General features: G+C 69.7%; 25 protein-coding genes and 1 pseudogene. 18 read left to right on the forward strand and 8 right to left on the reverse strand.

What is annotated here, in order from left to right; all coding sequences use genetic code 11:
- Window positions 1–25 precede the first annotated feature (25 nt).
- From NE236_RS44740 to NE236_RS30550, 3 genes are read left to right on the forward strand one after another with little or no spacing between them, the layout of a single operon-like run.
- On the forward strand, window positions 26–2,206 hold the full coding sequence (locus tag NE236_RS44740; protein ID WP_252845654.1) for an amino acid adenylation domain-containing protein: 2,181 nt from the start codon (window positions 26–28) through the stop codon (window positions 2,204–2,206).
- A complete protein-coding gene (locus NE236_RS30545; protein ID WP_252845655.1) occupies window positions 2,203–2,424 on the forward strand; it encodes an MbtH family protein in 222 nt (73 codons plus the stop codon). Before NE236_RS44740 ends, NE236_RS30545 begins: the two co-directional genes overlap by 4 nt.
- A gap of 2 nt (window positions 2,425–2,426) precedes the next feature.
- Window positions 2,427–3,170: a thioesterase II family protein gene (locus NE236_RS30550; RefSeq protein WP_252845656.1), complete on the forward strand. Its 744-nt coding sequence runs from the start codon at window positions 2,427–2,429 to the stop codon at window positions 3,168–3,170.
- Between the two features lie 17 nt (window positions 3,171–3,187).
- Here the strand turns inward: NE236_RS30550 and NE236_RS30555 are convergent, their stop codons facing one another.
- Complete coding sequence (locus NE236_RS30555) at window positions 3,188–3,631, reverse strand: hypothetical protein (RefSeq protein WP_252845657.1); 444 nt, start codon at window positions 3,629–3,631, stop codon at window positions 3,188–3,190.
- Between the two features lie 372 nt (window positions 3,632–4,003).
- Here NE236_RS30555 and NE236_RS30560 point away from each other — a divergent pair, with 372 nt between their 5' ends.
- The 7 genes and pseudogenes from NE236_RS30560 to NE236_RS30590 all read left to right on the forward strand — a co-directional run bounded on the left by NE236_RS30560 (window position 4,004) and on the right by NE236_RS30590 (window position 8,436).
- On the forward strand, window positions 4,004–5,158 hold the full coding sequence (locus NE236_RS30560; RefSeq protein ID WP_252845658.1) for a serine hydrolase domain-containing protein: 1,155 nt from the start codon (window positions 4,004–4,006) through the stop codon (window positions 5,156–5,158).
- A gap of 318 nt (window positions 5,159–5,476) precedes the next feature.
- Window positions 5,477–5,995: a GNAT family N-acetyltransferase gene (locus tag NE236_RS30565; RefSeq protein ID WP_252845659.1), complete on the forward strand. Its 519-nt coding sequence runs from the start codon at window positions 5,477–5,479 to the stop codon at window positions 5,993–5,995.
- A 63-nt stretch (window positions 5,996–6,058) separates the two neighbouring features.
- Window positions 6,059–6,373 carry a divalent-cation tolerance protein CutA gene (gene cutA, locus NE236_RS30570; protein WP_252845660.1) on the forward strand — a complete coding sequence of 105 codons (315 nt, stop codon included), beginning with the start codon at window positions 6,059–6,061 and terminating at the stop codon, window positions 6,371–6,373.
- Window positions 6,374–6,589: 216 nt separating this feature from the next.
- Window positions 6,590–6,784 (forward strand): annotated as a pseudogene (locus tag NE236_RS30575) (helix-turn-helix domain-containing protein); the annotation flags it as partial.
- A 109-nt stretch (window positions 6,785–6,893) separates the two neighbouring features.
- Window positions 6,894–7,268 carry a GNAT family N-acetyltransferase gene (locus NE236_RS30580; protein ID WP_252845661.1) on the forward strand — a complete coding sequence of 125 codons (375 nt, stop codon included), beginning with the start codon at window positions 6,894–6,896 and terminating at the stop codon, window positions 7,266–7,268.
- Between the two features lie 29 nt (window positions 7,269–7,297).
- Window positions 7,298–7,465, forward strand: a complete 168-nt coding sequence (locus NE236_RS30585; protein WP_252845662.1) for a hypothetical protein — start codon at window positions 7,298–7,300, stop codon at window positions 7,463–7,465.
- A gap of 128 nt (window positions 7,466–7,593) precedes the next feature.
- Window positions 7,594–8,436 carry a helix-turn-helix domain-containing protein gene (locus tag NE236_RS30590; RefSeq protein WP_252845663.1) on the forward strand — a complete coding sequence of 281 codons (843 nt, stop codon included), beginning with the start codon at window positions 7,594–7,596 and terminating at the stop codon, window positions 8,434–8,436.
- On the opposite strand, the gene NE236_RS30595 is transcribed toward NE236_RS30590, so the two are convergent.
- A complete protein-coding gene (locus NE236_RS30595; RefSeq protein ID WP_252845664.1) occupies window positions 8,421–9,209 on the reverse strand; it encodes a DUF6879 family protein in 789 nt (262 codons plus the stop codon). The two genes, NE236_RS30590 and NE236_RS30595, sit on opposite strands and share 16 nt — an antisense overlap.
- A gap of 314 nt (window positions 9,210–9,523) precedes the next feature.
- Window positions 9,524–9,814, reverse strand: coding sequence for a DUF6087 family protein (locus NE236_RS30600; protein WP_252845665.1), 291 nt, complete (start codon window positions 9,812–9,814; stop codon window positions 9,524–9,526).
- Window positions 9,815–10,015: 201 nt separating this feature from the next.
- Between NE236_RS30600 and NE236_RS30605 the strand changes: the two genes are divergently transcribed.
- The 3 genes from NE236_RS30605 to tgmC are packed head-to-tail and all read left to right on the forward strand — an operon-like array spanning window position 10,016 to window position 12,462.
- Complete coding sequence (locus tag NE236_RS30605) at window positions 10,016–10,282, forward strand: putative ATP-grasp-modified RiPP (protein WP_252845666.1); 267 nt, start codon at window positions 10,016–10,018, stop codon at window positions 10,280–10,282.
- Between the two features lie 7 nt (window positions 10,283–10,289).
- Window positions 10,290–11,288, forward strand: a complete 999-nt coding sequence (tgmB, locus tag NE236_RS30610) for an ATP-grasp ribosomal peptide maturase (RefSeq protein WP_252845667.1) — start codon at window positions 10,290–10,292, stop codon at window positions 11,286–11,288.
- On the forward strand, window positions 11,263–12,462 hold the full coding sequence (gene tgmC, locus NE236_RS30615; RefSeq protein ID WP_252845668.1) for an ATP-grasp peptide maturase system methyltransferase: 1,200 nt from the start codon (window positions 11,263–11,265) through the stop codon (window positions 12,460–12,462). Before tgmB ends, tgmC begins: the two co-directional genes overlap by 26 nt.
- A 229-nt stretch (window positions 12,463–12,691) precedes the next feature.
- On the opposite strand, the gene NE236_RS30620 is transcribed toward tgmC, so the two are convergent.
- Window positions 12,692–13,948 carry a helix-turn-helix domain-containing protein gene (locus NE236_RS30620; protein WP_252845669.1) on the reverse strand — a complete coding sequence of 419 codons (1,257 nt, stop codon included), beginning with the start codon at window positions 13,946–13,948 and terminating at the stop codon, window positions 12,692–12,694.
- Between the two features lie 140 nt (window positions 13,949–14,088).
- Here NE236_RS30620 and NE236_RS30625 point away from each other — a divergent pair, with 140 nt between their 5' ends.
- The gene (locus tag NE236_RS30625; protein WP_252845670.1) at window positions 14,089–14,421 is read left to right on the forward strand and encodes a hypothetical protein; all 333 of its coding nucleotides are present in this window, start codon (window positions 14,089–14,091) and stop codon (window positions 14,419–14,421) included.
- 248 nt (window positions 14,422–14,669) lie between these two features.
- Here the strand turns inward: NE236_RS30625 and NE236_RS30630 are convergent, their stop codons facing one another.
- Complete coding sequence (locus NE236_RS30630) at window positions 14,670–15,272, reverse strand: TetR/AcrR family transcriptional regulator (RefSeq protein ID WP_252845671.1); 603 nt, start codon at window positions 15,270–15,272, stop codon at window positions 14,670–14,672.
- 72 nt (window positions 15,273–15,344) lie between these two features.
- Here NE236_RS30630 and NE236_RS30635 point away from each other — a divergent pair, with 72 nt between their 5' ends.
- Window positions 15,345–16,199 carry a class I SAM-dependent methyltransferase gene (locus tag NE236_RS30635; protein WP_252845672.1) on the forward strand — a complete coding sequence of 285 codons (855 nt, stop codon included), beginning with the start codon at window positions 15,345–15,347 and terminating at the stop codon, window positions 16,197–16,199.
- A 199-nt stretch (window positions 16,200–16,398) separates the two neighbouring features.
- Here the strand turns inward: NE236_RS30635 and NE236_RS30640 are convergent, their stop codons facing one another.
- Genes NE236_RS30640 through NE236_RS30650 form a run of 3 tightly spaced genes read right to left on the reverse strand, consistent with a single transcriptional unit; the run spans window position 16,399 to window position 21,815 of the window.
- Window positions 16,399–17,433, reverse strand: a complete 1,035-nt coding sequence (locus tag NE236_RS30640) for an alpha/beta hydrolase (protein WP_252845673.1) — start codon at window positions 17,431–17,433, stop codon at window positions 16,399–16,401.
- Window positions 17,434–17,435: 2 nt separating this feature from the next.
- Window positions 17,436–20,063, reverse strand: a complete 2,628-nt coding sequence (locus tag NE236_RS30645; protein WP_252845674.1) for an MMPL family transporter — start codon at window positions 20,061–20,063, stop codon at window positions 17,436–17,438.
- A gap of 12 nt (window positions 20,064–20,075) precedes the next feature.
- A complete protein-coding gene (locus NE236_RS30650; RefSeq protein ID WP_252845675.1) occupies window positions 20,076–21,815 on the reverse strand; it encodes a fatty acyl-AMP ligase in 1,740 nt (579 codons plus the stop codon).
- Between the two features lie 171 nt (window positions 21,816–21,986).
- Here NE236_RS30650 and NE236_RS30655 point away from each other — a divergent pair, with 171 nt between their 5' ends.
- The 3 genes from NE236_RS30655 to NE236_RS30665 are packed head-to-tail and all read left to right on the forward strand — an operon-like array spanning window position 21,987 to window position 23,961.
- Complete coding sequence (locus tag NE236_RS30655) at window positions 21,987–23,138, forward strand: sensor histidine kinase (RefSeq protein WP_252845676.1); 1,152 nt, start codon at window positions 21,987–21,989, stop codon at window positions 23,136–23,138.
- A gap of 47 nt (window positions 23,139–23,185) precedes the next feature.
- A complete protein-coding gene (locus tag NE236_RS30660) occupies window positions 23,186–23,425 on the forward strand; it encodes a hypothetical protein (RefSeq protein ID WP_252845677.1) in 240 nt (79 codons plus the stop codon).
- On the forward strand, window positions 23,422–23,961 hold the full coding sequence (locus tag NE236_RS30665; protein WP_252845678.1) for a hypothetical protein: 540 nt from the start codon (window positions 23,422–23,424) through the stop codon (window positions 23,959–23,961). The genes NE236_RS30660 and NE236_RS30665 overlap by 4 nt, the downstream gene beginning before the upstream one ends.
- The last annotated feature ends 28 nt before the right edge of the window (window positions 23,962–23,989 follow it).

Below are 23,989 nucleotides of genomic sequence, written 5' to 3' on the forward strand. Positions count from 1 at the left end.
TGGGCGATACGCCCAAGGTCAACGGGTGCGGGCGGAGAACGCGGCGTACGTCATCTACACCTCGGGGTCGACCGGGCGGCCGAAGGGCGTCGTCGTCACGCACGCGGGCCTGGCGAGCCTCGCCGCGACCGAGATCGAGGGGTTCGGCATCGCCCCGGGCGACCGGACGCTGCACTTCTCCTCGCCGAGCTTTGACGCGTCGGTGTTCGAGCTGCTGATGGGGCTCGCCTCGGGCGGGACGGTGACGATCGTGCCCCCGGACGTGTACGGCGGCGAGCCGCTCAGGGACGCGCTGCGCCAGGTGACGCACGGCTTCGTCTCCCCGGCCGTACTGGCGGGCGTGGACCCGGACAGCCTGACGAACCCGCGCACCCTCGTCGTCGGCGGCGAGGCGTGCCCGCCCGGCCTCGTCGAACGCTGGGCGCCCGGCCGCCGGATGATCAACGCGTACGGGCCGACGGAGACGACCGTCGCGGCGACGATGAGCGCGCCGCTGACTCGCGACGCGTCGACGATCGGCGGGCCGATCACGGGCGCGCGGGTGTACGTGCTGGACGGCCGGTTGCGACCGGTGCCCCCGGGTGTGCCCGGTGAGCTGTACGTCGCGGGGATCGGCCTGGCGCGCGGCTACCTGAATCGCCCCGCCCTGACCGCCGAGCGGTTCGTGGCCGACCCCTTCGCGCCGGGCCGCATGTACCGGACCGGGGACCTCGTCCGCCGCCGGGCCGACGGCCGCCTGGAGTACCTCGGCCGCACGGATGCGCAGGTCAAGGTCCGCGGTTTCCGGATCGAGCCGGGTGAGATCGAGGCGGTGCTCGCCGGGTACGAGGGCGTTGCGCACGCCGCCGTCGTCGTCCGCGAAGACCGCGCGGGCGACCGGCGGCTCGTCGCGTACGTCACCGGCGACGCCGACCCGGCCGAGCTGCGGCGGGCGGCCGCGCGCGCCCTCCCCGGCCACATGGTGCCGTCCGCCGTCGTCGTCCTGGACGCCCTCCCGCTCAGCCCGAGCGGCAAGCTCGACCGCGCGGCGCTGCCCGCGCCGGAGCTCTCGTCGGTCTCCCGGCCGCCGCTCGGGCCGCTGGAGGAGATCCTGTGCGGCCTGTTCGCGGACGTCCTGGGCCTCGACCGGGTCGGTGTCGAGGACGGGTTCTTCGAGCTCGGCGGTGACTCCCTGCTCGCGACCCGCCTGACCGGCCGGATCCGCACCGAGTTGGGGGTCGCCACGCCGGTCCGCACGCTGTTCGAGGCACCGACGGTCGCCGCGCTGGCCCGGCGGCTCGCCGCGGCGAACTCCGGCGGTACGACGGGCTCCAGCGATGTGCCGGGCTCCAGCGGCGCGGCGGACGCCGACGGTGCGACCGGCTCCAGCAGCGCGGCCGGCTCCGGCAGCGCGGTGGACGCCGGTGGCGCGGTGGACCCAAGCGGGGCGGTGGGCTCCGGTGGGGCGGTGGGCTCCGGTGGGATGGCACCGCTCGACGTGCTGCTGCCGCTGCGCAGACGGGGTGACCGGCCGCCGCTGTTCTGCGTGCATCCCGCGGTCGGGGTCGCGTGGTCGTACGCGGGCCTGCTCCCGCACCTGCCGGACCGGCCCGTGTACGGCCTGCAGGCGCGCGGCATCGCCCGCGACGAGGAGCTGCCCGGGTCGATGGAGGAGATGGCCGCCGACTACGTCGCCCTGATCCGCACGGTCCAGCCGACCGGGCCGTACCACCTGCTGGGCTGGTCGCTCGGCGGCCTGATCGCGCACGCCATGGCCGTACGGCTGCGGGCCGAGGGCGAGCGGGTGGCAATGCTCGCGCTCATGGACGCCTATCCCCTCGACGGGGACTCCGGCGCCGACGTCCCCCTCCCCGACCTGCTCCGCGACCTGGGGTTCGACGTGTCCGACGACGTCACGACCGACGACGTCGCCGCCCTCCTGGAGGGCAGCGCCCTCGGCGGGATCGACGGCCGCCGGCTGGAGGGCATCTACCGCGCCTACCTGAACGCCCTGCGCAACGGGGGGAGGTTCGTCCCCGGGCGGTTCGACGGGGACCTTCTGCTGTTCACCGCCGCGCGCAATGAGGAGAGACCGCCCGCCGACGTCTGGCGGCCGTACGCCGCCCGGGTCGAGGAGCACACCGTCGACTGCGCGCACACCGAGATAGCCGATCCCGGCCCGCTGGCCAGGATCGCCGTGAGATTGAAGGAGAGTCTGGAGCCATGACCAACCCGTTCGAGGACCCCGACGGCCGTTACCTCGTGCTCGTGAACGACGAGGGGCAGCACTCCCTGTGGCCGGCGTTCATCGACGTGCCCGCCGGATGGACGGTCGCGCACGGCGAGGACACCCGGCAGGATTGCCTCGACTACGTCAACGAGCACTGGACCGACATGCGGCCGAAAAGCCTCATCGCGGCCATGGGCCGGAAGGAGAAGAGCTGACGTTGCCGGGCTGGCTCCGATGCTTCGACGCGCGGCCGTTCGCGTCCATGCGGCTGATCTGCTTCCCGCACGCCGGCGGGTCCGCCGTGTTCTTCCGTTCCTGGGCCAAGGCGGTACCGCCCGGACTCGAGCTCCACGCCGTGCAGTACCCCGGTCGCGCGGACCGGCTGAACGAGCCGCTCATCGACGACGCCCGCCTGCTCGCCATGGCCGTGACGGACGCGCTCGCGCCGCTGCCGCCCCGGCCGGTCGCGCTGTTCGGCCACAGCATGGGCGCGACCATCGCGTACGAGACGGCACGGCTGCTGACCGCCCGCGGCGCACCGCCGGCGCACCTGTTCGTGTCCGCCGCCCACGCGCTGCCCGCGGGCGCCCGTCTCCGGGAGCGGACGTATCACGACAAGGACGACGACACGTTCGTGGCCGCGCTGTCCCGGTTGGGCGGCACCGACGTGCGGCTGCTCACCGATCCGCAGATCCGCGAGATCGTCCTGCCGTACGTGCGGAACGACTTCCGCCTCGCCGAGACCTACCGGCACGAGCGCGGCCCGCTCCTCGACTGCCCGGTCACGGCGTTCGCCGGAGACGCCGATCCGGCCGTCGAGTCGGCGGACATGACGGCGTGGGCGGGGACGACCAGCGGCGACTTCACGCTCCAGGTCCTGCCCGGCGACCACTTCTACCTGCTCCCGCAGACCGCCGCCGTGCTGGAAGAGATCCGCCGCCGCCTCGGCCCGATCACCTGACGGGGAGAGACCCGGACCTACTTGCAGCTGATCCGCGGGCTCCAGTACGGGTTCCCCGAGGCGGAGGATATCCACCACGTCGCCGCCGTGGTGTAGCCCCTGGGGCACTTGTAGAGGACCGACGAATAACCGGACCGCGCGGCGAGCTTGCCCTCCTTCCTCAGGCTCTTGACCCACTGCTCCCCGTTGGGCTTCGAGAAGGTGACACCGAGTTCGCCCTTGATGGCCTTACTTGTCGGGTTCTTGACCTGGCTGCTCAGGTAGCCGCCGGAACGCTGGATGCACCGAATGATCGTCTTACCCTTGCAGTGCCAGTTGTAGGCGCTGGTCGTCACGCCCTGAGCCGCCATCGAAGCACCCTGCGAGGTCCCGGCCGTCGTGGCGAAGGAACTCGGAGCGGCGAGTCCAATGATCGATGCGGTCGCCCCCAGGGCGATGGCCAGCCGAACCCGTGACTTCACGTGGTACCTGTCTTTCCTCACCGCCCGACGCAGGGATAAAACGCCCCAAACGGACGGAATGATCATGAATGACCTCGTACTGTAATGACGTGTGTTCAGTTAGACAACAGAGGCGAGGATTCGGACCCCTTCCAGGCCGGTGACCTCAGACACACCTGGCGCCGACGGCCGCCGGGCGAGAACCGCCCGGCGGCCGGTACGGGAGACCAGCGGGTCACACGCGCCCAGCCGCAGCCCGCCCGTGGACGACGGCGCGGCACGGTGATCGGTCGCGTGCATCTTTGGGGTGAGGCGGCCAGTGGCTCTCGTGGGTGACGCGCGTCGAACACCGTGATCGTTAGCGTGATGGCTCTCACGATCAAGGGAGCACACGTGATCAAGCATCAGCGTGCGTTGAGCGGCGTACTTGTCCTGGCGGTGGCGGTTGCGGGCGCGCTCGCAGCCGGACCGGCCGTGACGGCCTCCACCGGCACCGCAGACCACGACCGGCTGCACGAGGTCATGCATCGGCTGACCACAGTCGATGGCGGGCCCGGAGCGCTGATCCGGGTACGCGACCGGCGCGGCGATGCGGTGCTGACCAGCGGCGTCGCGGACGTGACGAGCCGCGCGCCGATGCGTGGTGACAGCAGCTTCCGGATCGGCAGCATGACCAAGATGTTCGTGGCGACGACCGTGCTCCAGCTGGTGGGAAAGCGCCGCGTCGTCCTGGACGCACCAGTGGAGCGCTACCTGCCCGGCGTCGTTCGTGGGCACGGCAACGACGGCCGGGCGATCACCGTCCGCCAGTTGCTCCAGCACACCAGCGGCATCCCCGACTACCTCAACTACCTCAGCCTGCAGAAAGTCCTCAAGGATCCGCTCGCCCACCATGACCCCCACGACCTGGTGAACATGGCGCTCGCCCACCCCCCGACCTTCAAACCGGGCACCGGCTGGAGCTACTCCAACACCGGTTACCTGCTGGCCGGAATGCTCATCGAGAAGGTGACCGGCCACACCTACGGCCAGGAGATCCGCCGGCGCATTATCAAGCCGCTCAGGCTGCGCCAGACGTACGTGCCGGGTGACGCCTCGGCGATCCCCGGACCGCACCCGCGCGGGTATGCACGGCCGGGCCAGGACGCGCCGCTCATGGACATCACCGCGATCAACCCCTCGGTCGCGGGCCCGTCCGGCTCGATGATCTCCAGCGGCACCGATCTCAACCGGTTCCTTGGCGCGCTCGTACGCGGCAGGCTGCTGCGCCCGGCCCAACTACGGGAGATGATGAGGACCCGGCCGACCGGCAGCCCCGACGGCAGCGCCTACGGCCTCGGCCTGGAGAGCGACCCGCTGCCCTGCGGCGGCCTGTACTGGGGGCATGACGGCGGCATCCTCGGATACCAGACGCTTGGCGGCGCGACGGTCGACGGCAGGCAGGCGACGGTCATGGTGAACCTCTACCCGGGCGAGTCGGACGCGCAGGACCACGACACGAAGACCGCCGTCCAGACGGCGCTCTGCGAGGACCGACCCTCGCTCTAGTGTTCAGCTACCCACCCCACCTCGACAGCGATCACGTTGCCATCGAGAGTGAGGCCACTTGACACATGCGCGGCGGACGTCGATCGGCGTGTCACCACCCGGTGAACGTATGTGGTCAGCGCACTGGATCGGCCAGGCCGATCTCGCCGTCGGACAGTTGCTGGATGTCCGGGCGGGCACGCAGGCCGTCGAGCATGAGCCCAGGTAGCGGTCCACGCTGCGGTGGACGCGCCCGTCGGCCTGGACTCCCGAACATCTGGTGCCGAGACTTGCGAAGAAAGCCCGACGCAGCGGTCTTCCGGAACGGATGATCGACACATGGGTGATCAGGTGAGGCTGCGTCCGGTCGAGGAAGACGACGTCCAGCTCCTGGAGGACCTGACACAGGACCCGGAGAAGGCGGGAGTGTTCGCGCGGTTCGGGTGGTTCGACCCGGGCCGCTACCGGCGGCGGTGGGCCGAGAACCGTCTGATCGGTGAGGACTGCGGCACACTCGTGGTGATCCGCAGCGACGAGCGGCTCGGATTCGTGACCTGGCGGCGCCGGCAGACCACGCCGGCGGCCTACTGCTGGAGCATGGGCATCGGGCTGCTCCCGGAGGCTCGCGGCCGGGGGTACGGCACCGAGGCGCACCGGCTGCTCGCGCGCTACCTGTTCGCGCACACCACCGTGCACCGGATCGAGGCCGACACCGAGGTCGAGAACATCGCCGAGCAGCGCGCCCTGGAGAAGGCGGGCTTCACCCGCGAAGGCGTGATGCGCGGCTGCGGGTGGCGCGACGGCGCCTGGCGGGACGGCGTGACCTACAGCCTCCTGCGCACCGACCCACCGGTCTGACCGCCAAAGGCCCTTTCGCCCGAACAAAGCCACGTTCGAAACAAGACGCTTTAAGCTCGACGCATGATTGACTTCGCACAGGTTTCTACGGCGGCAGACAGCCGCGAGACGGCGCTCAGCCTGTTGAATTCCGCGGTCAAGGCGAGACTTGCTGCGTCCGGCCACGTGTTCGGCCCAGTGCCCACGGCGTTCTGGCACCTGGGCGAGTTCGGCGCTGGCGAGGAATGGAGAGTCGTGCTCAACACGACCATGGAACGCTATGAGGAGTTGGAGGAGCACCTCATCGCCGCGCATCCGTGGGACGCCCCCGAAGTCTCCTTCACCTGCCTGGGAGGCTCGAGGGCGTACATGGAATGGGTGAGCCGGACGACGTCCTGAGGAGCCATTCGGTCCTCGTCGGGTCCTTCGAGAAACCCTGAGCCGCGGCGAGCAACTCGAGCTGAAGGCTGGCCGTTGAGCGTCGACAGCCACACGGCCGCTGCGATTCGGTCAGTGAATGGCCGTTCATCGCGATATCTACAAACGGTCGTGCGCTGCACCGTAGCCTGAAGTTGTCGACGCTCAGGAGGTGCGGGGCCTGTGCCGGAATCCCACGTGGACCCTGTCGGGCCAGAACTCACAGTCGGGCAGCGGGTCAAGCTGCTGCGAACCCGTCGCGGACTCACCCGCGAGGTCCTCGGAGCCCTCGTCGGCAAGTCCGGAAGTTGGGTCAAGGCCATCGAGGCCGGGCGCCTTCAACAGCCGAAACTCCCCGTGCTGCTACGGCTCGCCGAGGCGCTTCGCGTACGGGACCTCGCCGAACTGACCGGCGACCAATCGATGCCCGTTCACCTGTTCACCGGCCCGGGACATCCCGCCCTGCCCGCCGTGCGTGAAGCGATCAATAGCCTCGTCATCAGTGACGAACCGCCTCCCCCGCTTGACCATCTGCAAGCACGCATTGATGCCGCATGGCGAGCCAGGCACGCAGCCCCCGATCACCGAACAGTCCTCGGCGGCCTACTGCTGGAGCATGGGCATCGGGCTGCTGCCGGAGGCACGCGGCCGGGGGTACGGCACCGAGGCGCACCAGCTACTGGCGCGCTACCTGTTCGCGCACACCACCGTGCACCGGATCGAGGCCGACACCGAGGTCGAGAACATCGCCGAGCAGCGCGCCCTGGAGAAGGCGGGCTTCACCCGCGAAGGCGTGATGCGCGGCTGCGGGTGGCGCGACGGCGCCTGGCGGGACGGCGTGACCTACAGCCTCCTGCGCACCGACCCCCCGGCCTGACAAGCGCCGCTTGACCGCCCGCCGGCCCAGTGGCCACCGCGTTCGGGCACCTGGGCGAGTTCGGCAATGGCGAGGAATGGAGGTTCGTCCTCAATACGACCTTGGAACGCTATGAGGAGCTGGAGGCGCACCTCATCGCCGCGCATGCTCTGGCAGATAGCACCACCTCCACCATGTTCATCGACAGATCCGGCTAATGGGATGACTCGATACGGGCCGGTGTGAATCTCGGTGAACTCTCAACCGTCCACTGTGCTCGGGTGGGCATGATTGCGGCACCATGCCTTCATCGCCATCTTCTTCCGCTCAGGCAGCACGAGAGCTCTTGGGCGGCAAGCTGCGCGATTTGCGGGAGACCCGCAAGATCTCGGGTCGGACGTTCGCGTCTTTGGCGGGCTGGAAGTCCGCATCGCAGGTTTCCATGATCGAGAACGGGCAGAGGACGATCTCGGCTCGGCATGTCCGGCTGTGGTGTTCGATCTGCGGCGCGCCCAAGCGCCGGATGGAAGAGCTGCTCCAAGAGCAGGCGGCCGTCGCAAGAATGTGGGTCCCCTATGAGCAGCTGAACAGGGGCGGCCTTGAGGCGGCGCAGAAGTCGATCCGGCAGCAGTACGAGGAGCTGGCTCTGGCGCGGTCGTATCAGCCGAAGGTGTTTCCCGGCATGGTGCAGACCGAGGCCTACACGCGTGCGGCGTTGACCGGGGTGATCGTCGAGCAGGCGGTGGAGACGGACGATCCGGACGGTGAGGTCGCGCGTGCGGTGGCCGAACGGATGGACCGTCAGAGGTTGCTCAGCCGGTCGGATGCCCGCTGGTTCTTCCTCCTTGAGGAGCCGGTGTTGTGGTATCGGCCGTATTCGCGGGATGTGCACCGTGAGCAGCTGCGGTATTTGCTGCGGGTCCGGCGGCGGCCGAACGTGTTCTCGGGGATCATTCCGGTCGAGGCTGACCGGCGGGCGGTGCATCCGGAGGAGGCGTTCGACATCACGGACGGCCATCTGGTGACCGTGGAGCTGGTGTCGGGCTATTTGTCGGTGACTCAGCCCGCCGAGGTCGCGCTGTATGTCGCGGCGTGGAATCGGTTGTGGTCGCTTGCGGAGACCGGTGAGGCGGCGACGAGGCGGATCCGCGCCGCCCTTGCCCGGTTGGACGGTCAGGATGGCGTGTAGTCGGCGTGTGGGATGGCGCGTTCCCAGAGCATCTCGTACATGCCGACGATGGGCAGGATCTTGCGGGGGTCGGCCACGTACTCCATGCGGCCGGTGTCGGTGCCGTCGCCAGCGGTGAAGTTGTAGGCGATGAGGCGGTGGTCGTACATGAAGAAGTCGGCGACGGGGTGCGGCAGGTCGTAGGCGAGGTGGCGGGGCAGCCATCGCAGTTCCTCGCCCGCTTTGAGGTTGCCGTAGCTGATGGCGTGTTCCCAGCGGATGTAGTCGCTGATCGGCTCGGAGACGATTCTCAGGCGGCGGAAGCGGACGCCGCGGGCCACGGTGCCGCCGACCAGGTCGATCCAGGCGTCCCACGGATAGGTGGTGTCGCCGTCCTGCTGCCATTGCACGAACGCTGGGTCGGTGGCGTCGTAGGTGTCGCGGGCCTCCAGGTGGACGACGGACCGTTCGGTTGCGGCCAGCAGGTCTTCGAAGGCCGGTTCGCCCGGTCCGGTCTGGCCGGGTTCATAGGCTCCGGTGAGAGCCTCCAGCAGGCTTGGCTTCAGGTTCGCCGGGGTCCAGATCGCGACCTCGTCATCGGCGATCGAGGTATGCCGGGCAAGCTGGGCGAGGGTGCCGGGGTCGGTGACCCGCCGGCCGACCTGCAGGATGTCACCAGTGCCGGGGACCACCAGGACGGCTGGGCATTTGTTGGCAGGTGAACCATCGTCGACCCCGACGAAGTCGACGTCCCCTTGAGCAGCACTGTTGGGTGCTTCGGGATTTTCCGACATGAGGGCTCCTGACCGAGACCGTTGTCGAGCGCGAACCATTCGACCTTGACGGCCGCCCCGGCTGGCGGTCAAGGAACGGGGGCGGTCGGTGTGAATATCTGTGAACTTCCTGGCGGCTGGCGGCGCTAAGCGCGTATGCCTTTTGCGTAGCCCGACAGTAGGCGGGGAAAGGAGAATCGGTGAGCACCGGACGGTCGTCTCCCGACGGGTCGGTCAGGTCGCCGAATGAAGCGTCGCCTTTGAGGGATGACCGACCGGCTTTGACCGGTCCCTACCTTGTCCTTACCCTCGCCGTGGCTCCGGGAGTCCCGGGGCTATCCGGCGGGCTCGTCGCCGGGGGCGAGTTCGTTCACCCATGCCTGGGCAGTCGCCAGGTCGGGCGCGGTTCCGACCGGCGCGTAGGTGAAGCCGTCCCACTCCTCGAGGACACGGTGTTCGTCAGGGCGGAGGTGATTGGCACCGCCGTGGACCGGGCGGTGGCGCCGGTATTGGTCGACGGGCGGGCGGCGTCGTTTCTCGTACGGCGCGAGCGGGTCGGCGGGGTCCACGCGCGGTGTGGCGCGCGACGGCTGATTCGGTGGTCCCGGTCGGCGGTGCTTTCCCATGACCTCGATGGTGTCGGCTTTCAGCGGCAGGAGGGGGCGTTTCCCGCCGCGGTCCATGACGGCCGGGAGCCCGTGAGTACCGGCTGTATGCCCCGCCCTCGCGGCCTCAACGGTACTTGCTGGAGCCGGAGAGAAGTACGGATTCTGCTCGCGGGAGCCGACCGGCTCCTCGCTCCGTCCTGAGAAGGAGAGGGTCAACACATGGAGACGTTCGCACCGGGTGAGCCGTGGGCGATGCGGCTGGTCACCGACCGGCTGCCGCTGGGTCCGCCGGCGTACGCGACGGTGAGCCTGGACCCGCCGACGCAGACCGGCCGGTACTTCGACCCGATCGGGCAGCCGATCGAGATGGGCAGGCACGGCACATCGAAGACCAGAGGGACCGCGTCGATGTCCGGCGGCGGTGACGGCAAGGACCCCCAGCCCCAGACGCAGGACGACAACACCACCGACTACGAATCGGACTGAGGCGCTGGTGGACGGTCTGGTGCTGGTCCTCACGGCCCTGGAGGACGTCACCGCAGACATGGTCATTACTGCGCTGAACGAACTCGGCGCGCCGGTTGCTCGCGTCGACCCGGCCGACCTCGGAAACGGCTTGCTGTTCGGTGCCCGCATCGGTGCCGGACCATCGGCGTGGAGGGGCCGGCTGCGGACGCCCAGCCGCGAGATCGAACTGGAAGAGGTGGCGGCGGTGTATTACCGCCGCCCCACCCCCTACGCGACACGGTTCGCTCACCTGCCCGCGCAGCAGCGGGACTTCGCAGCCGCCGAAGCACGGCATGGGCTCGGCGGAATCGTGAACAACCTGACCGCCCTGTACGTCAACCACCCGGCGGCGGTGACCCGCGCGGACTTCAAACCAGCCCAGCTGCAGCGCTTCGCCGAGCTCGGGCTGCGGATCCCGCCGACGCTGGTCACCAACGACGTTGATCAGGCGCGCGCGTTCGCCGGCGAGCACGGCCCGATCATCTATAAAACCTTCCGCGGCCTGCCGCCCGCACCGGACGGGCGCGCAGGTGCGATCTGGGCCCAGCGCGTCGACCTCGGTACTTTCGATGACTCCCTCGCGGTGACCGCGCACCTGTTCCAAGCCGAAGTGCCCAAGACCGGTGACGTGCGCGTGACCATAGTCGGCGACCAGGTGTTCGCTCAGCAAATCACCACCCCGGACGGCGCGCTGGACTGGCGGCGAGGGGACTGGGAAGACCTCCTCCACACCCCCATCACCGTCCCCGGCCCCATCGCAATCGCCCTGCACCGCTATCTGGCCTCGTTTGAGCTGGTGTTCGGCTGCTTCGACTTCGCCCTCACCGGCCCGCCACACGAGCCTGAGCAGTGGGTCGCGATCGAGTGCAACCCGAACGGCCAATGGGGCTGGCTTCCCGACGCCCCCGCGATCGCCGATGCGCTCGCCCGTGTCCTGAACAGGAAGGAGGCAGCACTCCATGGCGACACCACCCAACGAGGCTGAGGCGACCCGCCTCCTCCGCAAAGCCCTCGCCGAGTCACTCGCTGCCGAGGCGGTACTGCCCGATGCCGGCTGGCGGTCCGCGGTAGAGAAGGTTCCCCGGCACGCGTTCGTACCCGGCTTCTACCTGCCTGCCGACCAACTAGACGAGAACGGCCTGATGGTGTGGGAGCCGGTCACCGCAGAACTCGACCACGCCCGGTGGCTGCATGCGGCCTATTCCGACACCACGCTGATCACGCAGTTCGACGGCGACGAACCCGACTGGAAGCAACCCGCCACCCGGAACGGCGGCACACCGACTTCCTCCTCCACCCTCCCGTCTTTGGTGATGCGCATGTGGGCCGATGCCGACGTCCAAGACGGGCACACGGTCCTGGAGATCGGCACCGGCACCGGCTACTCCACTGCGCTCGTCTGCGAACGCCTCGGCTCGACCGCAGTCACCTCCATCGAAGTCGACAGCCAGCGCCTGGACCAAGCCGCAGCCGCGCTGTACGAGTGCGGCTACACCCCCACCCTCGCGGTCGCCGACGGCCTGTACGGGTACTGGCCCGAGGCACCCGTCGACCGGATCGTCGGCGCCTGCTCCTTCCGCGCAGTCCCACCCGCGCTGGTGGCGCAGGCCCGGCCGGGCGGGAAAATCCTGCTCACCCTCAGCGGTTGGCTCTACGGGTACGCCCGCGTCCTACTGACCGTCACCGACCAGCACACCGCAGAGGGGCCGCTGCTGCCCGGCACCATCTCGTTCATGGCGGCGCGCACCCACGCCGCCCCAGCGTTCGGCAACCCCGCCCATTGGGCCGCCGATCTGCCCGAGCGTTCACGGGCGGCCCGGCACAACCCGGAGCGAATCACCGAACCCACCGAGCAAGCGTTCCATCTGCGGTTCCTCGCACAATGCGCTGTGCCGAACTCCCAGATGACCGGCGTCGGTGACGTCTTGCACCTGGTCGACGTCGTCACCGGTTCTGCCGCCACCCTCACCCCTGCTGGGGGCAGCTGGCAGGTCCGCGAGGGCGGCCCCATAAAACTGTGGGAGCGGGTCGAAGCGGTCCTAGACGCCTACGACACAGCAGGCCAGCCGGCACCAGAGACCTTCTGCCTTCAGGTCACCGGGGAACACCAACGCCTGCGGCACCCGCAGATGCCGGACCTGCCGCTACCGAGACCCTGATGCTCCTTCCATCCGGCGCCGGGCAGAACCAACGTCGAGCCGGTGACCGCCCACACCCTGTCATCGCAGTCCCCTGATCGCCTGCGCGCTGACATGGTCGCCACGCTGGGGGAGCGCGGTTCGATCAGCTCGGCGGCGGTTGCCACGGCGTTCGCGAAGGTCCCGCGCGAAAAGTTCGGCCACCGACCCCCGGTCTAACTGGCCGACGCGGTGCCGGTGCACGCGGGGATCAGAGTAGAGCGTCGAGTAGCTCGGTGACGGCTGGATCGGTCGGCCACCTGCTGCACATCTGGCGGCAGATGTCCCGCAACCTCCTCAACAACGACTCAGAGGACGTCGCACGAGCGATCCCCGCTGCTTCGAACACAGCCGCGCATGCGGCCTCAGTCTCCGACGCCTGAAGATGCGCGACGGCCTGGTGAGCGATGTACTCACCCGCCCACTCGGCGCGGCGCATTGCAGCGGGCAACTCGGCGAGGCCGGCCGCCAAGTGCTCGACGGCCCGAGCGTTCCGTCCCGGATCGTCCCGCCCGAGATAGACGTTCGTAACCCCTGCCTCAAGGGCAAAGAATCCGGGCTCCAGGTAGTAGTACTCCCACGGCCGAGCACTGGCGGGGTCGGCGTTGGCTACGGCCGCTTGCGCCTTGCCAAGAAGCCGCTCCGCCTCGCCTGGTTCACCAGCCAGGGCGTGCCCGCGTGCTTCGAGAAAAAGGTCATAGGCATGGCCAGGACCGATGCGATTGCGCTGTGCCGCTTGCGCCATTCCGACCATCGGGCCGACCTGCCCGATGCGTTCGGCGAGATATGCCTTCCACGACAGCACCGTCCCGACCATGGAGGCGTCGCCGATCTCCTCGGCGTGCTCGGCCGCGCGGTCGAGCGACATGCGGGCTGCGGGCGCGTCCCCTACGGCGATGTTCAACCAGCCGGAGAACTGCGCCCACTGAGCCGCGACGTCGACCATCTTCGGGCGGACCGGGCCGCGAGCCTCGGTGACGAGCTGCTGCACCATCGGAAGCTGCGCCCGGACGGACTGCAGGATCGGTGCTGAACCCACAGCGTCCTCCAGGCGGCGCTGCTCGGCCAGGATGGCCGCCAAGCACTCCACGACGTGCGAGTCGGGTCGTATGGCGCGCCTGGTGGCCAGCATGAGCTGGTCCTCGTCCTCGGGTGTGAACCGATCGTTCAGTTCGGCGCCGGGGACGCACCATGGTGACACCGGAGCGACCCTGTCGTCACCGAAAAGGTCGTCTTCCGTTGTCTCGAACACGGCCGCATACAGCATCCGGTAGCGGGGACCGGGCGGGTGTTCGCCGGCTTCGTGGCCGCGGATAGTGCGACATAGGTCCTTGATCTTGGGGAGGCGTTGGCGGTCGCGTTCGGTGGCGTGGTCGCGGAAGGCTTCGGCGAGCGCCTCGACGGTCATTCGCCGGGCTTTGCGTTCAGTGCGCAGGCGAGCACCAATACGGGCGTTATCGGCTGACATGTTGCGTGCACCTCGGCCGAGTGGGGGTCACGGATGCAGGGACTCATATCCGCGCTTGTCTCCCAGTATCACGGTGACGTCACCGGATCCGCAGGACTTCACTATCAGTGATGTATTCACTACGAACACCGGGAGACCAGGTGTACGCACACACCACCCCTCCGCCGCCGATCGACGTCGTCAAGACGGCGACTCTACGACTCGCACCCCTGCTCATCCGCCAGGGCCTGAACATCACCATCAGCCGAGAGGGAACCGTCGAAGTAAGAAACCCCCGCGACTCACGGATGCGTCAGTTTCTCGTCCTCCGCGAGCACCAAGGCGCCTTGGTCTGGCACTGGGTCTGGTCCGGGCCGAGCCGTGACGCGCCACCCGAACTCGAACCGATGGTGGCCGCCGATGACGTTGAGGAGGCCGCCCGTCGGATCATCACCGTCCTCAGCATCGTCGAACCGACCGGAGCCGAACAGTGATCGGCGGAGGCCGTCGGCTACTGCGGCCGAGCCATCGAATCGGCGGCCGCCTGAGTCGTAAGCCACCGCACCCCCGCAGACGTCCCGGCCCCGAGCCGCCCTGAGCCGGGCCGGGACACAGCCGCCGGGTCCGTTTGAGGGGACGGGCTCGGCGGCCCAGAACGGCGATCGTCGAGAGGGGCCTTGACGTTGCGACCTCTCGATGGCCCGCCCCCAGGCCGTCCTATCTCCGGCTTGGTTCTGGGCGGTTAGAGCAGCCGTCTTTGCACGACGTCGGCGATGACCGTGGTCACGACCTTGTCGACGGCTTCGGCGTCCGGTGGGGTGCCCTTCCGGCCGGCGAAGAGCATGTGCCCGCCGCCGATCAGCGAGAGGGCGAGCGAGTCGACGTCGGCGTCGGCCGCGATGCGGCCCAGTGCGCACTCCTCCGTGAGGTAGGAGGTGATCATGGCGCTGGCCTCCGCCATGATCGGGATGCCAGGGGCCAGCCCGGCTTGGCGCAGCCGGGCGCGCAGCTCGTCCCGGAAGATGACGAGCCCGACGATCCCGACGGCGACCGGGTCGAACAGCTCGATCAGCGCGTCGGTGAGATTGCCGGCGACGGTGCCGGTGCCGGCGGACTGGCGCAGAGCGGCGGCCTGGTCCTCGACGCGGGCGATGCGGTCGTGCACGAGCTCGGCGAGGAAGGCATCGAAGTCGGCGAAGTGCCGATGCAGGACTCCCTTGGCGACGCCCGCCTCGGTGGTGATCGCCCGGCTGGTCAGCGCGCTCGGCCCGTCCCGGAGCAGGACGCGCTCGGCGGCGTCGAACAGTTGCTGACGCGCGTCGCGGATGTGCACCCCGGTCGGCATCGCGCATCCCTCCGTACCTCGAATGGGCCTCACTCGTTGCCCAAGTGGGCATGCGCCCACTATAGTGGGCGCATGCCCACTATACCGCAAGAGCAGCCACGCCCTTCCGAACGCGCACCTCGTGAGGCGCATCGAGCCCGCGAGATGGCGGAGTCGTTCGGGGTGGACCCCGAACGCTACGACCGGGCCCGCCCCCGCTATCCCGACGCCCTGGTGGAACGGATCGTCGCCGCCAGCCCCGGCCGCGACGTCCTCGACGTCGGCTGCGGCACCGGCATCGAGGCCCGGCAGTTCCAGGCGGCCGGCTGCACGGTGCTCGGCGTCGACCCCGACGCGCGGATGGCCGAGTTCGCCCGGCGGACCGGGATCGACGTCGAAGTGGCGACCTTCGAGGCGTGGGACCCCGCCGGCCGGGTGTTCGACGCGGTCATCGCCGGGCAGGCCTGGCACTGGGTCGACCCGGTCGCGGGCGTGGCCAAGGCGGCGCAGGTCCTGCGGCCCGGCAGCCGGCTGGCGGTGTTCGGGCACGTGTTCGACGCCCCGCCCGCGGCGAGGGAAGCCCTCGCCTCGGCACTCCGGCGGGTGGTGCCCGACTCGCCGGTGAACCTCCCGTCGGCGGGCGGCGACCGGCCGACCAGGACGGCCATGGACATCTACCAGGCGATGTTCGCCGCCGCCGCCGACGGGATCCGGCAGGCGGGCGGGTTCGGCGAACCTGAGCAGTGGCGGTTCGACTGGGAGCAGTCCTACACCCGGGACGAGTGGCTGGACCTGCTGCCCACCACCGGCGCCCTCACCCAGCTCCCGCCGGACAAGCTGGCGGAGGTGCTGGAAGACGTCGGGGCCGCCATCGACAAGATCGGGGGCGGATTCACGATGCCGTACATCACACTGGCGGCCACCGCTGCGCGAACCGGAGCCGCCTGACCCGGCTCGCCGACCACGCCGGGTCTGCCGTCCCCGGATGACCGCCGACGCGCCGGTCGCCCCGTTTCAGGCGGAGAGCGCTGAGTCCAAGCGGCACACGGTGGCGATCTCCGGTCTCCGTGAGAGCACTGGCGGCCGAGAAGGGTGGCGACGAGGGCGGCGTCGCCGGAGGCGCCACCTCGTCAGGTCGGTGCCGGGTTCAGACGCGCTTGGCGCCGATGGCGGCCATGATCTTGGGCCAGGCGTTGTGCATCTCGCGCGTCCACGCGGGCCACGCGTGCCGGCCGTTGCCGTAGATGTGCGAGGTGACCGGGATGCCGAGCTGCTGGGCCTTCTGAAGGAAGGTCACGTTCGTGGCACCTACGACCCGTTCGCTGAGCAGGCCGATGTCCCACGGCGCGGTCTTGGGGTTGTCGCCGGGGCCGGGCTTTCCGGAAGTGCCTGCCGAGATGTAGACGCCCGTGCCCTTGAGCCGCTGAATGAGGTACAGCGGGTCGTGCTGGCGCCAGTTGACATCGTCGGCGCCCGGCACGCCCCAGATGCGGAACGGGTCCGTGCCGTCGCCCGCGCCGACGATCGTGAACATCAGCAGCGCCGGCACGCCCACCGACCGGATCGACAGCAGCCCGCTGTACGCGGCGGCGTACCGGTACAGGCCCGGGTACCGCTCCGCGTAGGTGATCGCGCCCTGCCCGCCGGAGGAGATGCCCATGACGGCCCGCGAGGTTCCGGCGTGGTACGCCCGCTCGACGATCTCCCGGACCTCGAAGTTGTGGAAGTTCTCCCACTGGGGGCTGCCGTACTTGCCGTAGTTGTACCAGTTTGTATATGAGCCGTTCACGCCGCCTTCCGGCATGACGACCATGACGTTGTAGCGATACGCGTAGGTCTCGATGTCGGTGCTGCGGGTCCACGACGTGTAGTGGTCACGGCCGCCGTGCAGCGCGTACAGCACGGGGAACCGCTTGGTCGTCGAGGTCTTCCATGCCTTCGGCACCAGGATCCGCACCTTGACCGTCTGGCCGAGCGCCACCGACTTGACCGTCAGATCGACCTCGTGGTTGGTCACCCATGCCTGCTTGGTGACGCGCGCCCCGTCGCCGGCCTTGGCGGTCTTCGGGACCTTCGAACTCGGCTTGCTCGCCGCCTCGGCGGGCGACACCCCCGCCATGGCTACGGCCAGGGCTGCGCCCAGGGTAGACGCGATGACGCGGCGCAGCGGACTACCTGGCATGCTCAATCCTCCGGTGTCTTCCAGTGCCACCCGGGTCCATCCGGGTTGGGAACGATCTCTCGCTGGGGGCGGGGAGCGCTGCGGCCGGGTGCCGCCTCGCGCGTCTCCCGGAACACCGGGGTGCGGCCGTTGACGGCCGCGACCCGGCGCAGGATCTCGTCGGCGAGCGTCGACTCGCCCGTGGTGTCATCCGTGCTCTCGGCGGTGGCCGGGCGCTCCGGGACTGTCCTGAGGGCCCTCCGCTCGGCCCGGAGCTCGGCCAGCCGCTCCGCCTGCCGTCGCACCCTCGGCGCAGGTACGCCGCCCGGAACGAGGGCCGGGACGAGGACCGGGGCGGTCGCCCTCACCTGGGTGCTCTCCACCGCCGGGTTTCTCTCCGGTCCCGGGGTTCTCTCCGCGGCCGGGGTGCCCCCGGTTGGCTCCGTCGGCTCGGCGGCAGGCGGCTCGTCGTGTTCGCCGAGGTCGACGCGGGTGTGGAGGGCGCGCAGCGGGCGGGGCAGCCACCAGTTCGCCGGGCCGAGGAAGCGCATCGTCGCCGGAACGAGCAGCATCCGGACCAGCGAGGCGTCGACGACGATCGCCACGAACATGCCGACGCCGATGAGCTTGACCAGCGTGATGTCGGCCGTGGAGAACACCGCGATCACCACGAGGAACAGCAGCGCCGCGCTGGAGATGATGCCGCCGGTACGCTGCAGGCCGATGGCGACGGACCGCGTGTTGTCCCGCGTCCGGTCCCACTCCTCACGGACCCGGCTGAGCAGGAAGACCTCGTAGTCCATGGACAGCCCGAAGACGGTGAGCAGGACGAGGATCAGGGTCGTCGGCTCGGTGGTGCCGGTCGAGGTGAAGCGCAGCAGGCCCGCGAGGTGGCCGTCCTGGAACCCCCACACGATCGCGCCGAACGACGCGCCGAGGGACAGCAGGTTCATGGCGACGGCCTTGAGCGGCAGCACGATCGATCCGAACGCCATGAACAGCAGCAGGAAGGTGACCAGGCCGATCACCGCGCCGACGGTGGGCAGGCCGCGCCGCAGGCTGTCCATCAGGTCCATCTGTGCGGCCGTGCCGCCGCCGACGTCGGCGTACAGCGCCGCCCGGTTCAGCGGCACCGCGCGGACGCGGCGTACGAGGTCCTTGGCGTCGTCGGTCATCGCCCCGTACTGGTGCCGCACCGAGATCCGCACCGCGGCGTACTTCTCGGCGTACCCGCTGATCTCCACGCTGGTGACGCCGGGCAGGTGCCGCAGCCGGTCCTCGTAGTCGGTGATGAACGACGGCACCGGCTTCTTCTTCGTCGGCACGAAGTTCTTCGGGACGAGGTCGCCGGACAGAACGACGTCGATCGGGTCCTTGGAGCCGGTCGGGAACTCCCGCTGGAACGCCTCGTACAGCTGGCGGTTCGGGCTGCTCGTCGGCAGCACGCGCACGTCGGTGCTGCCGAACCGCACGTGGAGGAACGGCGTGGTCGACGCGCCTAGGATCGCCATGACGCCGACGAAGTACAGGATCGGGTGGCGCATCACGCTCGTCGCCAGGCGGTACCACGGCCCGCTCGTACGCTGGGCCTCCGGTGTCCGGAGCGACCGCGCGGCGGCGCGCCGCCGCCACGGCATCCGGCCGAACTCCACGCGGGGGCCCAGCAGGGCGAGCAGCGCGGGCAGCAGGAACAGCGCGCCGACGATCGCGACGGCGACGACCGCCATGCCGCCGATGCCGACCGAGCGCAGGAACATCTGCGGAAACAGCAGCAGGCCGGCGAGCGCGGTCGTCACCGTGATGCCGGAGAAGGCGATGGTGCGGCCGGCGGTCGCCATCGTGTTCGCCAGGGCCGTCGGCCGGTCGGCGCCGCGCCCCAGCTCCTCACGGAACCGGTTGACGATGAACAGCGAGTAGTCGATCGCCAGGCCGAGCCCCATCATCGTGATGACCTCGGCGCTGAAGGAGGAGATGGCGGTGACCATCGTCAGCACCCGCAGGACGGTGAGCGCGCCGACGATGGAGAAGACGCCGACGACCAGCGGCAGCCAGAAGGACCCGAGGCTGCCGAACACGAAGAGCATCAGGACGAGCAGCACCGGAAAGGAGATCATCTCGGCGCGTGCCAGGTCGCTCTGCGTCTGGGTGTTGAACTCCTTGGCGAGCGGCACGCCGCCGCCGACCCGTACGTTCAGGCCGGGCGCGCCGAACATGCCCTCGATGGCGTCGTACGCCCTGGTCTTCGCGGTGTCGTCGCCGGCCAGTTGCACGGCGGCGAACGTCGCGTGCCGGTCCTTGGAAGCGAGTTCGGCGATCCGGGGCGTCTGGCTCCAGTACGTCAGGACGCCCCGGATCTTGTCCTTGGGAAGGCGGGCGAGCGCCGTGGTGACCGAGCCGCGGAAGCGGGGATCGTCGACGGTCAGCCGGTCGCTGCGGTAAATGACGAAGACGTCCGGCGTGGAGTTGCTGAAGTACTGCGCGGACAGCTTGGCCACGAGCGAGGACGAGGAGTGCGGGTCGTCGAAGCCGCCGCTCTTCAGCCGCGCGACCGCGCCCGATCCCCACATGCCGGACACGACCATGAACGCCAGGCACAGCGCGAGACAGCTCAGCCGTCGTCGATGGACGAGACGTCCCAGACCGGCGAACATCACTGCCCTTCGTTACCGGATGACGGGCAGCGTCCCTGCCAGGTACCGCTCCCGGCAGGCACTCCGCGCGATCTTGCCGCTGGACGTACGCGGGACCCCGCCCGGCTCGACGAGCAGGAAGTCGTCCACCCGGAGCTCGTGGGTGGCGCTCACGGCGCTCCGTACCGCACGCGCGACCTCCTCGGCGGGGACGCCCTTCCCGCGCCGGCCGCGCTCGGCGACGATCACGACCCGATCGCCGTCCTCGCCGGAGACGGCGAACGCCGCCACGTGGTCGCGTCTGATCCCCTCGTGCGCCTGCTGCGCGCTGACCTCCACATCCTGTGGATAGTGATTGCGGCCGTCGACGATGATGAGGTCCTTGATCCGGCCGGTGACGTACAGCTCGCCCTCGTGAACGACGCCGAGGTCGCCGGTGCGCAGCCAGCCCTCGGCGGGCAACCCGTCGGCCGGGTCCTCCAGCACGGCACCGAACACCTCGGCGGTCTTGTCCGGATTGCGCCAGTACCCGGGAGAGACGTTCGGCCCGTTGACCCAGATCTCGCCGACCCGCCCGTCCGGCAGTTCGACCCGTGTCGCGGGCTCGACGATGGCGACGAACTGGCCGGTCGGCGCGCCGCAGGAGACCAGGACGGCGTCCGTACCCGGCCGCGCCGCGCCCTCGGCCAGCGCCGCCCGGTCGAAGGCGGTGAACCTCGGCTCGCCCCGCGTCTTGCTGGCGACGTAGACCGTGGCCTCGGCCAGGCCGTACGCGGGGGACTGCGCATCGGAGCGCAGCCCGGCCCCGCCGAACGCGTCGGCGAAGCCCTTGACGGTGTCCGGCCGGATCGGCTCCGCGCCGTTCAGCGCGACCCGCACGCCGCCGAGCCGCAGGTCGGCCTTCTCCTCCTCGGTGACCCGGGAGGCGCAGTACTCGTACGCGAAGTTCGGCCCCGCGGTGATCACGTCGTCGTGCTCGGACAACAGCTCCAGCCAGCGCAGCGGCTCCATCACGAACGCCACCGGGTCGGTGAGGACCAGGTGGTTGCCGTGCACCACCGGAAGGGCCAGCGCCAGGATCAGGCCCATGTCGTGGAACAGCGGCAGCCAGCTGACGCCGACGGTCTCGCGTGGCCGCACCTCGTAGCCGTTCCACACCTGCAGCGCGTTCGCGGTGATGTTCCGGTGGGTGATCTGCACGCCGGCCGGCGCACGGGTCGACCCCGAGGTGTACTGCAGGTACGCGACGTCGTCCGGAGCGATCTCCTCGGCCGTCCACGCGGCGGCGAGCGAGACGTCGACGGCGTCGGCGAGGACGACCTCTTTCGGACGCGGCGCGCTCTGCTCGTCGATGAACCGTTCCACCTGCGGCAGCGCGGCGGTCGTGGTCACGGCCACGGACGGGTCCGCGTCACCGTACGCGCGGATCAGCCGGTCGGCGTGGCCCGGCAGGTCCGGGGAGAACAGCGGAACGGCGATGAGCCGGGCGTACATCGCGCCGATCATCGTCGTCAGATACTCGAGGCTCTGCGGCATGAGCAGCGCGACGCGCTCCCCGGGTTCGGCGACCTCGCGCAGCCGGGCGGCGACGGCCCGCGCCCGCCGGTGCACCTGCCCCCAGGTGAGTTCCTGCCGTTCGCCCGCCGGGTCGGCGGTGTAGTCGACGAATGTGAAGGCCGGCACGGACGGCGTCTCGGCCGCCCGGCGGGCCACCGACGCGATGAGCGGTTCGTCGAGAGATCTGGGCTCGAGACGGCGACCGTTCAGTGCCATGCCCGCACTCCCTGCCTCGCCACGGCCGCCAAGGCCGACACCACCCGTGATCATCGTGACCGCGTGAAGCTATCGCAGGGCGTGAAGCCGCTACTTGCCTCGCACACCACATTCGCCGGAGCGTCGTTGTCACCGGAGTGACAACCGGGCGGCTGGACTACGGTGCGAGACGTGACAAAGCCCCGGCTGCCCAGCGGGCAACGCGCCGACATCCTGCTCGCCGCGATCGTCGGCGTGATCGTGGCGGTCAGCACGATCTGGAGCGCCGGGGGCCTTCACTTCGTGCACGTCCGGGCGTTCCTGATGATGGCCGTCGGCCTCGTCGCGCTGGCCTTTCGCCGACGGGCCCCCGTCCTCGCGACCACGGTCGCCGGCGTCTCGACCGCCTATTACTACATCGGCCCGTTCCCGGACGGCATGGAGATGCTGACGTTCGCGGTCGCCTCCTACCTGGCCGCCGCACAGGGCCAACGGGTCGCCGCGTACGTCGGCACGGCGGCGGGGCTGTCGGTCTTCGCCGGGGCCGAGTTCCTCATCGGGCCGCCAAACGTCTTCCGCTTCCTCGGCGTGCTGGCGTGGGCGCTGGTCGTCGTCATCGCCGGCGAGGTCACGCGCTACCACCGCGCCTACCTCGACGAGGCCCGGCGGCGGGTCGCCGAGGCGGAACGCACCCGTGAGGAGGAGGCCCTGCGGCGGGCCACCGAGGAGCGGCTGCGCATCGCCCGCGAGCTGCACGACGTCCTCGCGCACAAGATCTCACTCATCAACGTGCAGGCCGGAGCGGCCCTGCACCGCCGCGACCCCGACCAGGCGTACGCCGCGCTCAGCGCGATCAAGGACGCGAGCAAGGAGACGCTGCGGGAACTGCGCACGACGCTCGGCGTGCTCCGCCAGGTCGACGAGGCCCAGCCGCTCGCGCCCGCGCCGTCACTCGACCACCTGGACGAGCTGATCTCCCACACGAAGAGCGCCGGGCTTCCCGTCGACCTCACGATCTCCGGCGACCGCGTGCCGCTGCCGTCGCCGGTCGACCTGACCGCCTACCGCATCATCCAGGAGGCGCTCACCAACGCCGTACGGCACGCGGGCTCGGCGACCGCCACCGTGCTCGTGAGGTACGACCCGGATCGCGTCGCGGTGGAGATCGCCGACGACGGCCGCGGCCACGCCGCCGCCGAGGGCAACGGCATCCGCGGCATGCGCGAGCGCGCCGCCACCGTCGGCGGCGCCCTCACCGCCGCCAACCGCCCCGGCGGCGGCTTCCTCGTCCACGCCTCCCTCCCCCTCGCCCCCGCCGACCCACCGTCTCCGCCGGACCGATGAATGGACGGAGTTTTCCTGGGCACAACTGTAGTTGTACAGTACGCAACATGCCGGCCAAAGAAATCCTCGCGGCAATCCGCGACTTAGAGGCTGCTGGATGGCGCATCGTCATTGCTTCCGGGCATGCCCACACCTACGCGAAGGCCTTCTGCCCAGGAGGGCAGGATGGCTGTGCGCCCCTCATGATCTACGGTACGCCGAAGGTCCCGGAGCATGAGGCCAAGAAGATCCAGCGGATTTTGACGCGGTGTCCGCACACCTGCTCCGGCAGTGAGGAGGACAAGTGAACGTGTACTGGTTCGACGTCAATGTGGCCGGTCCTGTCACCGACGAACATGCCGAGGCCCTGGGAGAGATGCTGGCGGCCGCCGACCGCATCGACGCCACGATCCAGGCCGGAGAGGACGGTGGCGCGATCATGTTCTCTCGAGAGGCCGACGACGCGGTGCAAGCGATCATCTCCGCGGTCATGGACGTTGAGAAGGCCGGGATGACGGCGATCGGTGTCACCGAGGATCTGGTGACGGCCGAGGACATCGCCGAGCGCGCGAAGGTCACCGCTGCCTCGGCCCGGTACTGGATAACGGGTGATCGCGGACCGGGCGGGTTTCCCTCTCCCCGCGTCGCACGGCCGAAGGCCAGCCTCTACTCATGGGCGGACGTGTCCGCGTGGCTTCATGAGGCGAAACTCGGTGAAGTCGACCATGTCGCCGTTGAGACGGCCCGTGTCTGCGTACTCATCTCCGCCGCTCTCATCGTCCGTCGGGGCATGGCCGACCTGCCGAAGCACGAACGTCCGTTGGTGGCACGACTCGTCGCCTGAGCGGCGGTCCCTTCGCTCGCCGAGCGCG

Source organism: Actinoallomurus purpureus (assembly GCF_024055795.1).
GTDB lineage: Bacteria > Actinomycetota > Actinomycetes > Streptosporangiales > Streptosporangiaceae > Actinoallomurus > Actinoallomurus purpureus.

Coding starts and splice junctions, on each gene's coding strand:
- NE236_RS30545 (WP_252845655.1), top strand. CDS start 2,203: ATGACCAACCCGTTCGAGGACCCCGACGGCCGTTACCTCGTGCTCGTG.
- NE236_RS30565 (WP_252845659.1), top strand. CDS start 5,477: ATGGGTGATCAGGTGAGGCTGCGTCCGGTCGAGGAAGACGACGTCCAG.
- cutA (WP_252845660.1), top strand. CDS start 6,059: ATGATTGACTTCGCACAGGTTTCTACGGCGGCAGACAGCCGCGAGACG.
- NE236_RS30595 (WP_252845664.1), bottom strand. CDS start 9,209: ATGTCGGAAAATCCCGAAGCACCCAACAGTGCTGCTCAAGGGGACGTC.
- NE236_RS30600 (WP_252845665.1), bottom strand. CDS start 9,814: ATGGGAAAGCACCGCCGACCGGGACCACCGAATCAGCCGTCGCGCGCC.
- NE236_RS30605 (WP_252845666.1), top strand. CDS start 10,016: ATGGAGACGTTCGCACCGGGTGAGCCGTGGGCGATGCGGCTGGTCACC.
- tgmC (WP_252845668.1), top strand. CDS start 11,263: ATGGCGACACCACCCAACGAGGCTGAGGCGACCCGCCTCCTCCGCAAA.
- NE236_RS30620 (WP_252845669.1), bottom strand. CDS start 13,948: ATGTCAGCCGATAACGCCCGTATTGGTGCTCGCCTGCGCACTGAACGC.
- NE236_RS30630 (WP_252845671.1), bottom strand. CDS start 15,272: ATGCCGACCGGGGTGCACATCCGCGACGCGCGTCAGCAACTGTTCGAC.
- NE236_RS30635 (WP_252845672.1), top strand. CDS start 15,345: ATGCCCACTATACCGCAAGAGCAGCCACGCCCTTCCGAACGCGCACCT.
- NE236_RS30640 (WP_252845673.1), bottom strand. CDS start 17,433: ATGCCAGGTAGTCCGCTGCGCCGCGTCATCGCGTCTACCCTGGGCGCA.
- NE236_RS30645 (WP_252845674.1), bottom strand. CDS start 20,063: ATGTTCGCCGGTCTGGGACGTCTCGTCCATCGACGACGGCTGAGCTGT.
- NE236_RS30650 (WP_252845675.1), bottom strand. CDS start 21,815: ATGGCACTGAACGGTCGCCGTCTCGAGCCCAGATCTCTCGACGAACCG.
- NE236_RS30660 (WP_252845677.1), top strand. CDS start 23,186: ATGCCGGCCAAAGAAATCCTCGCGGCAATCCGCGACTTAGAGGCTGCT.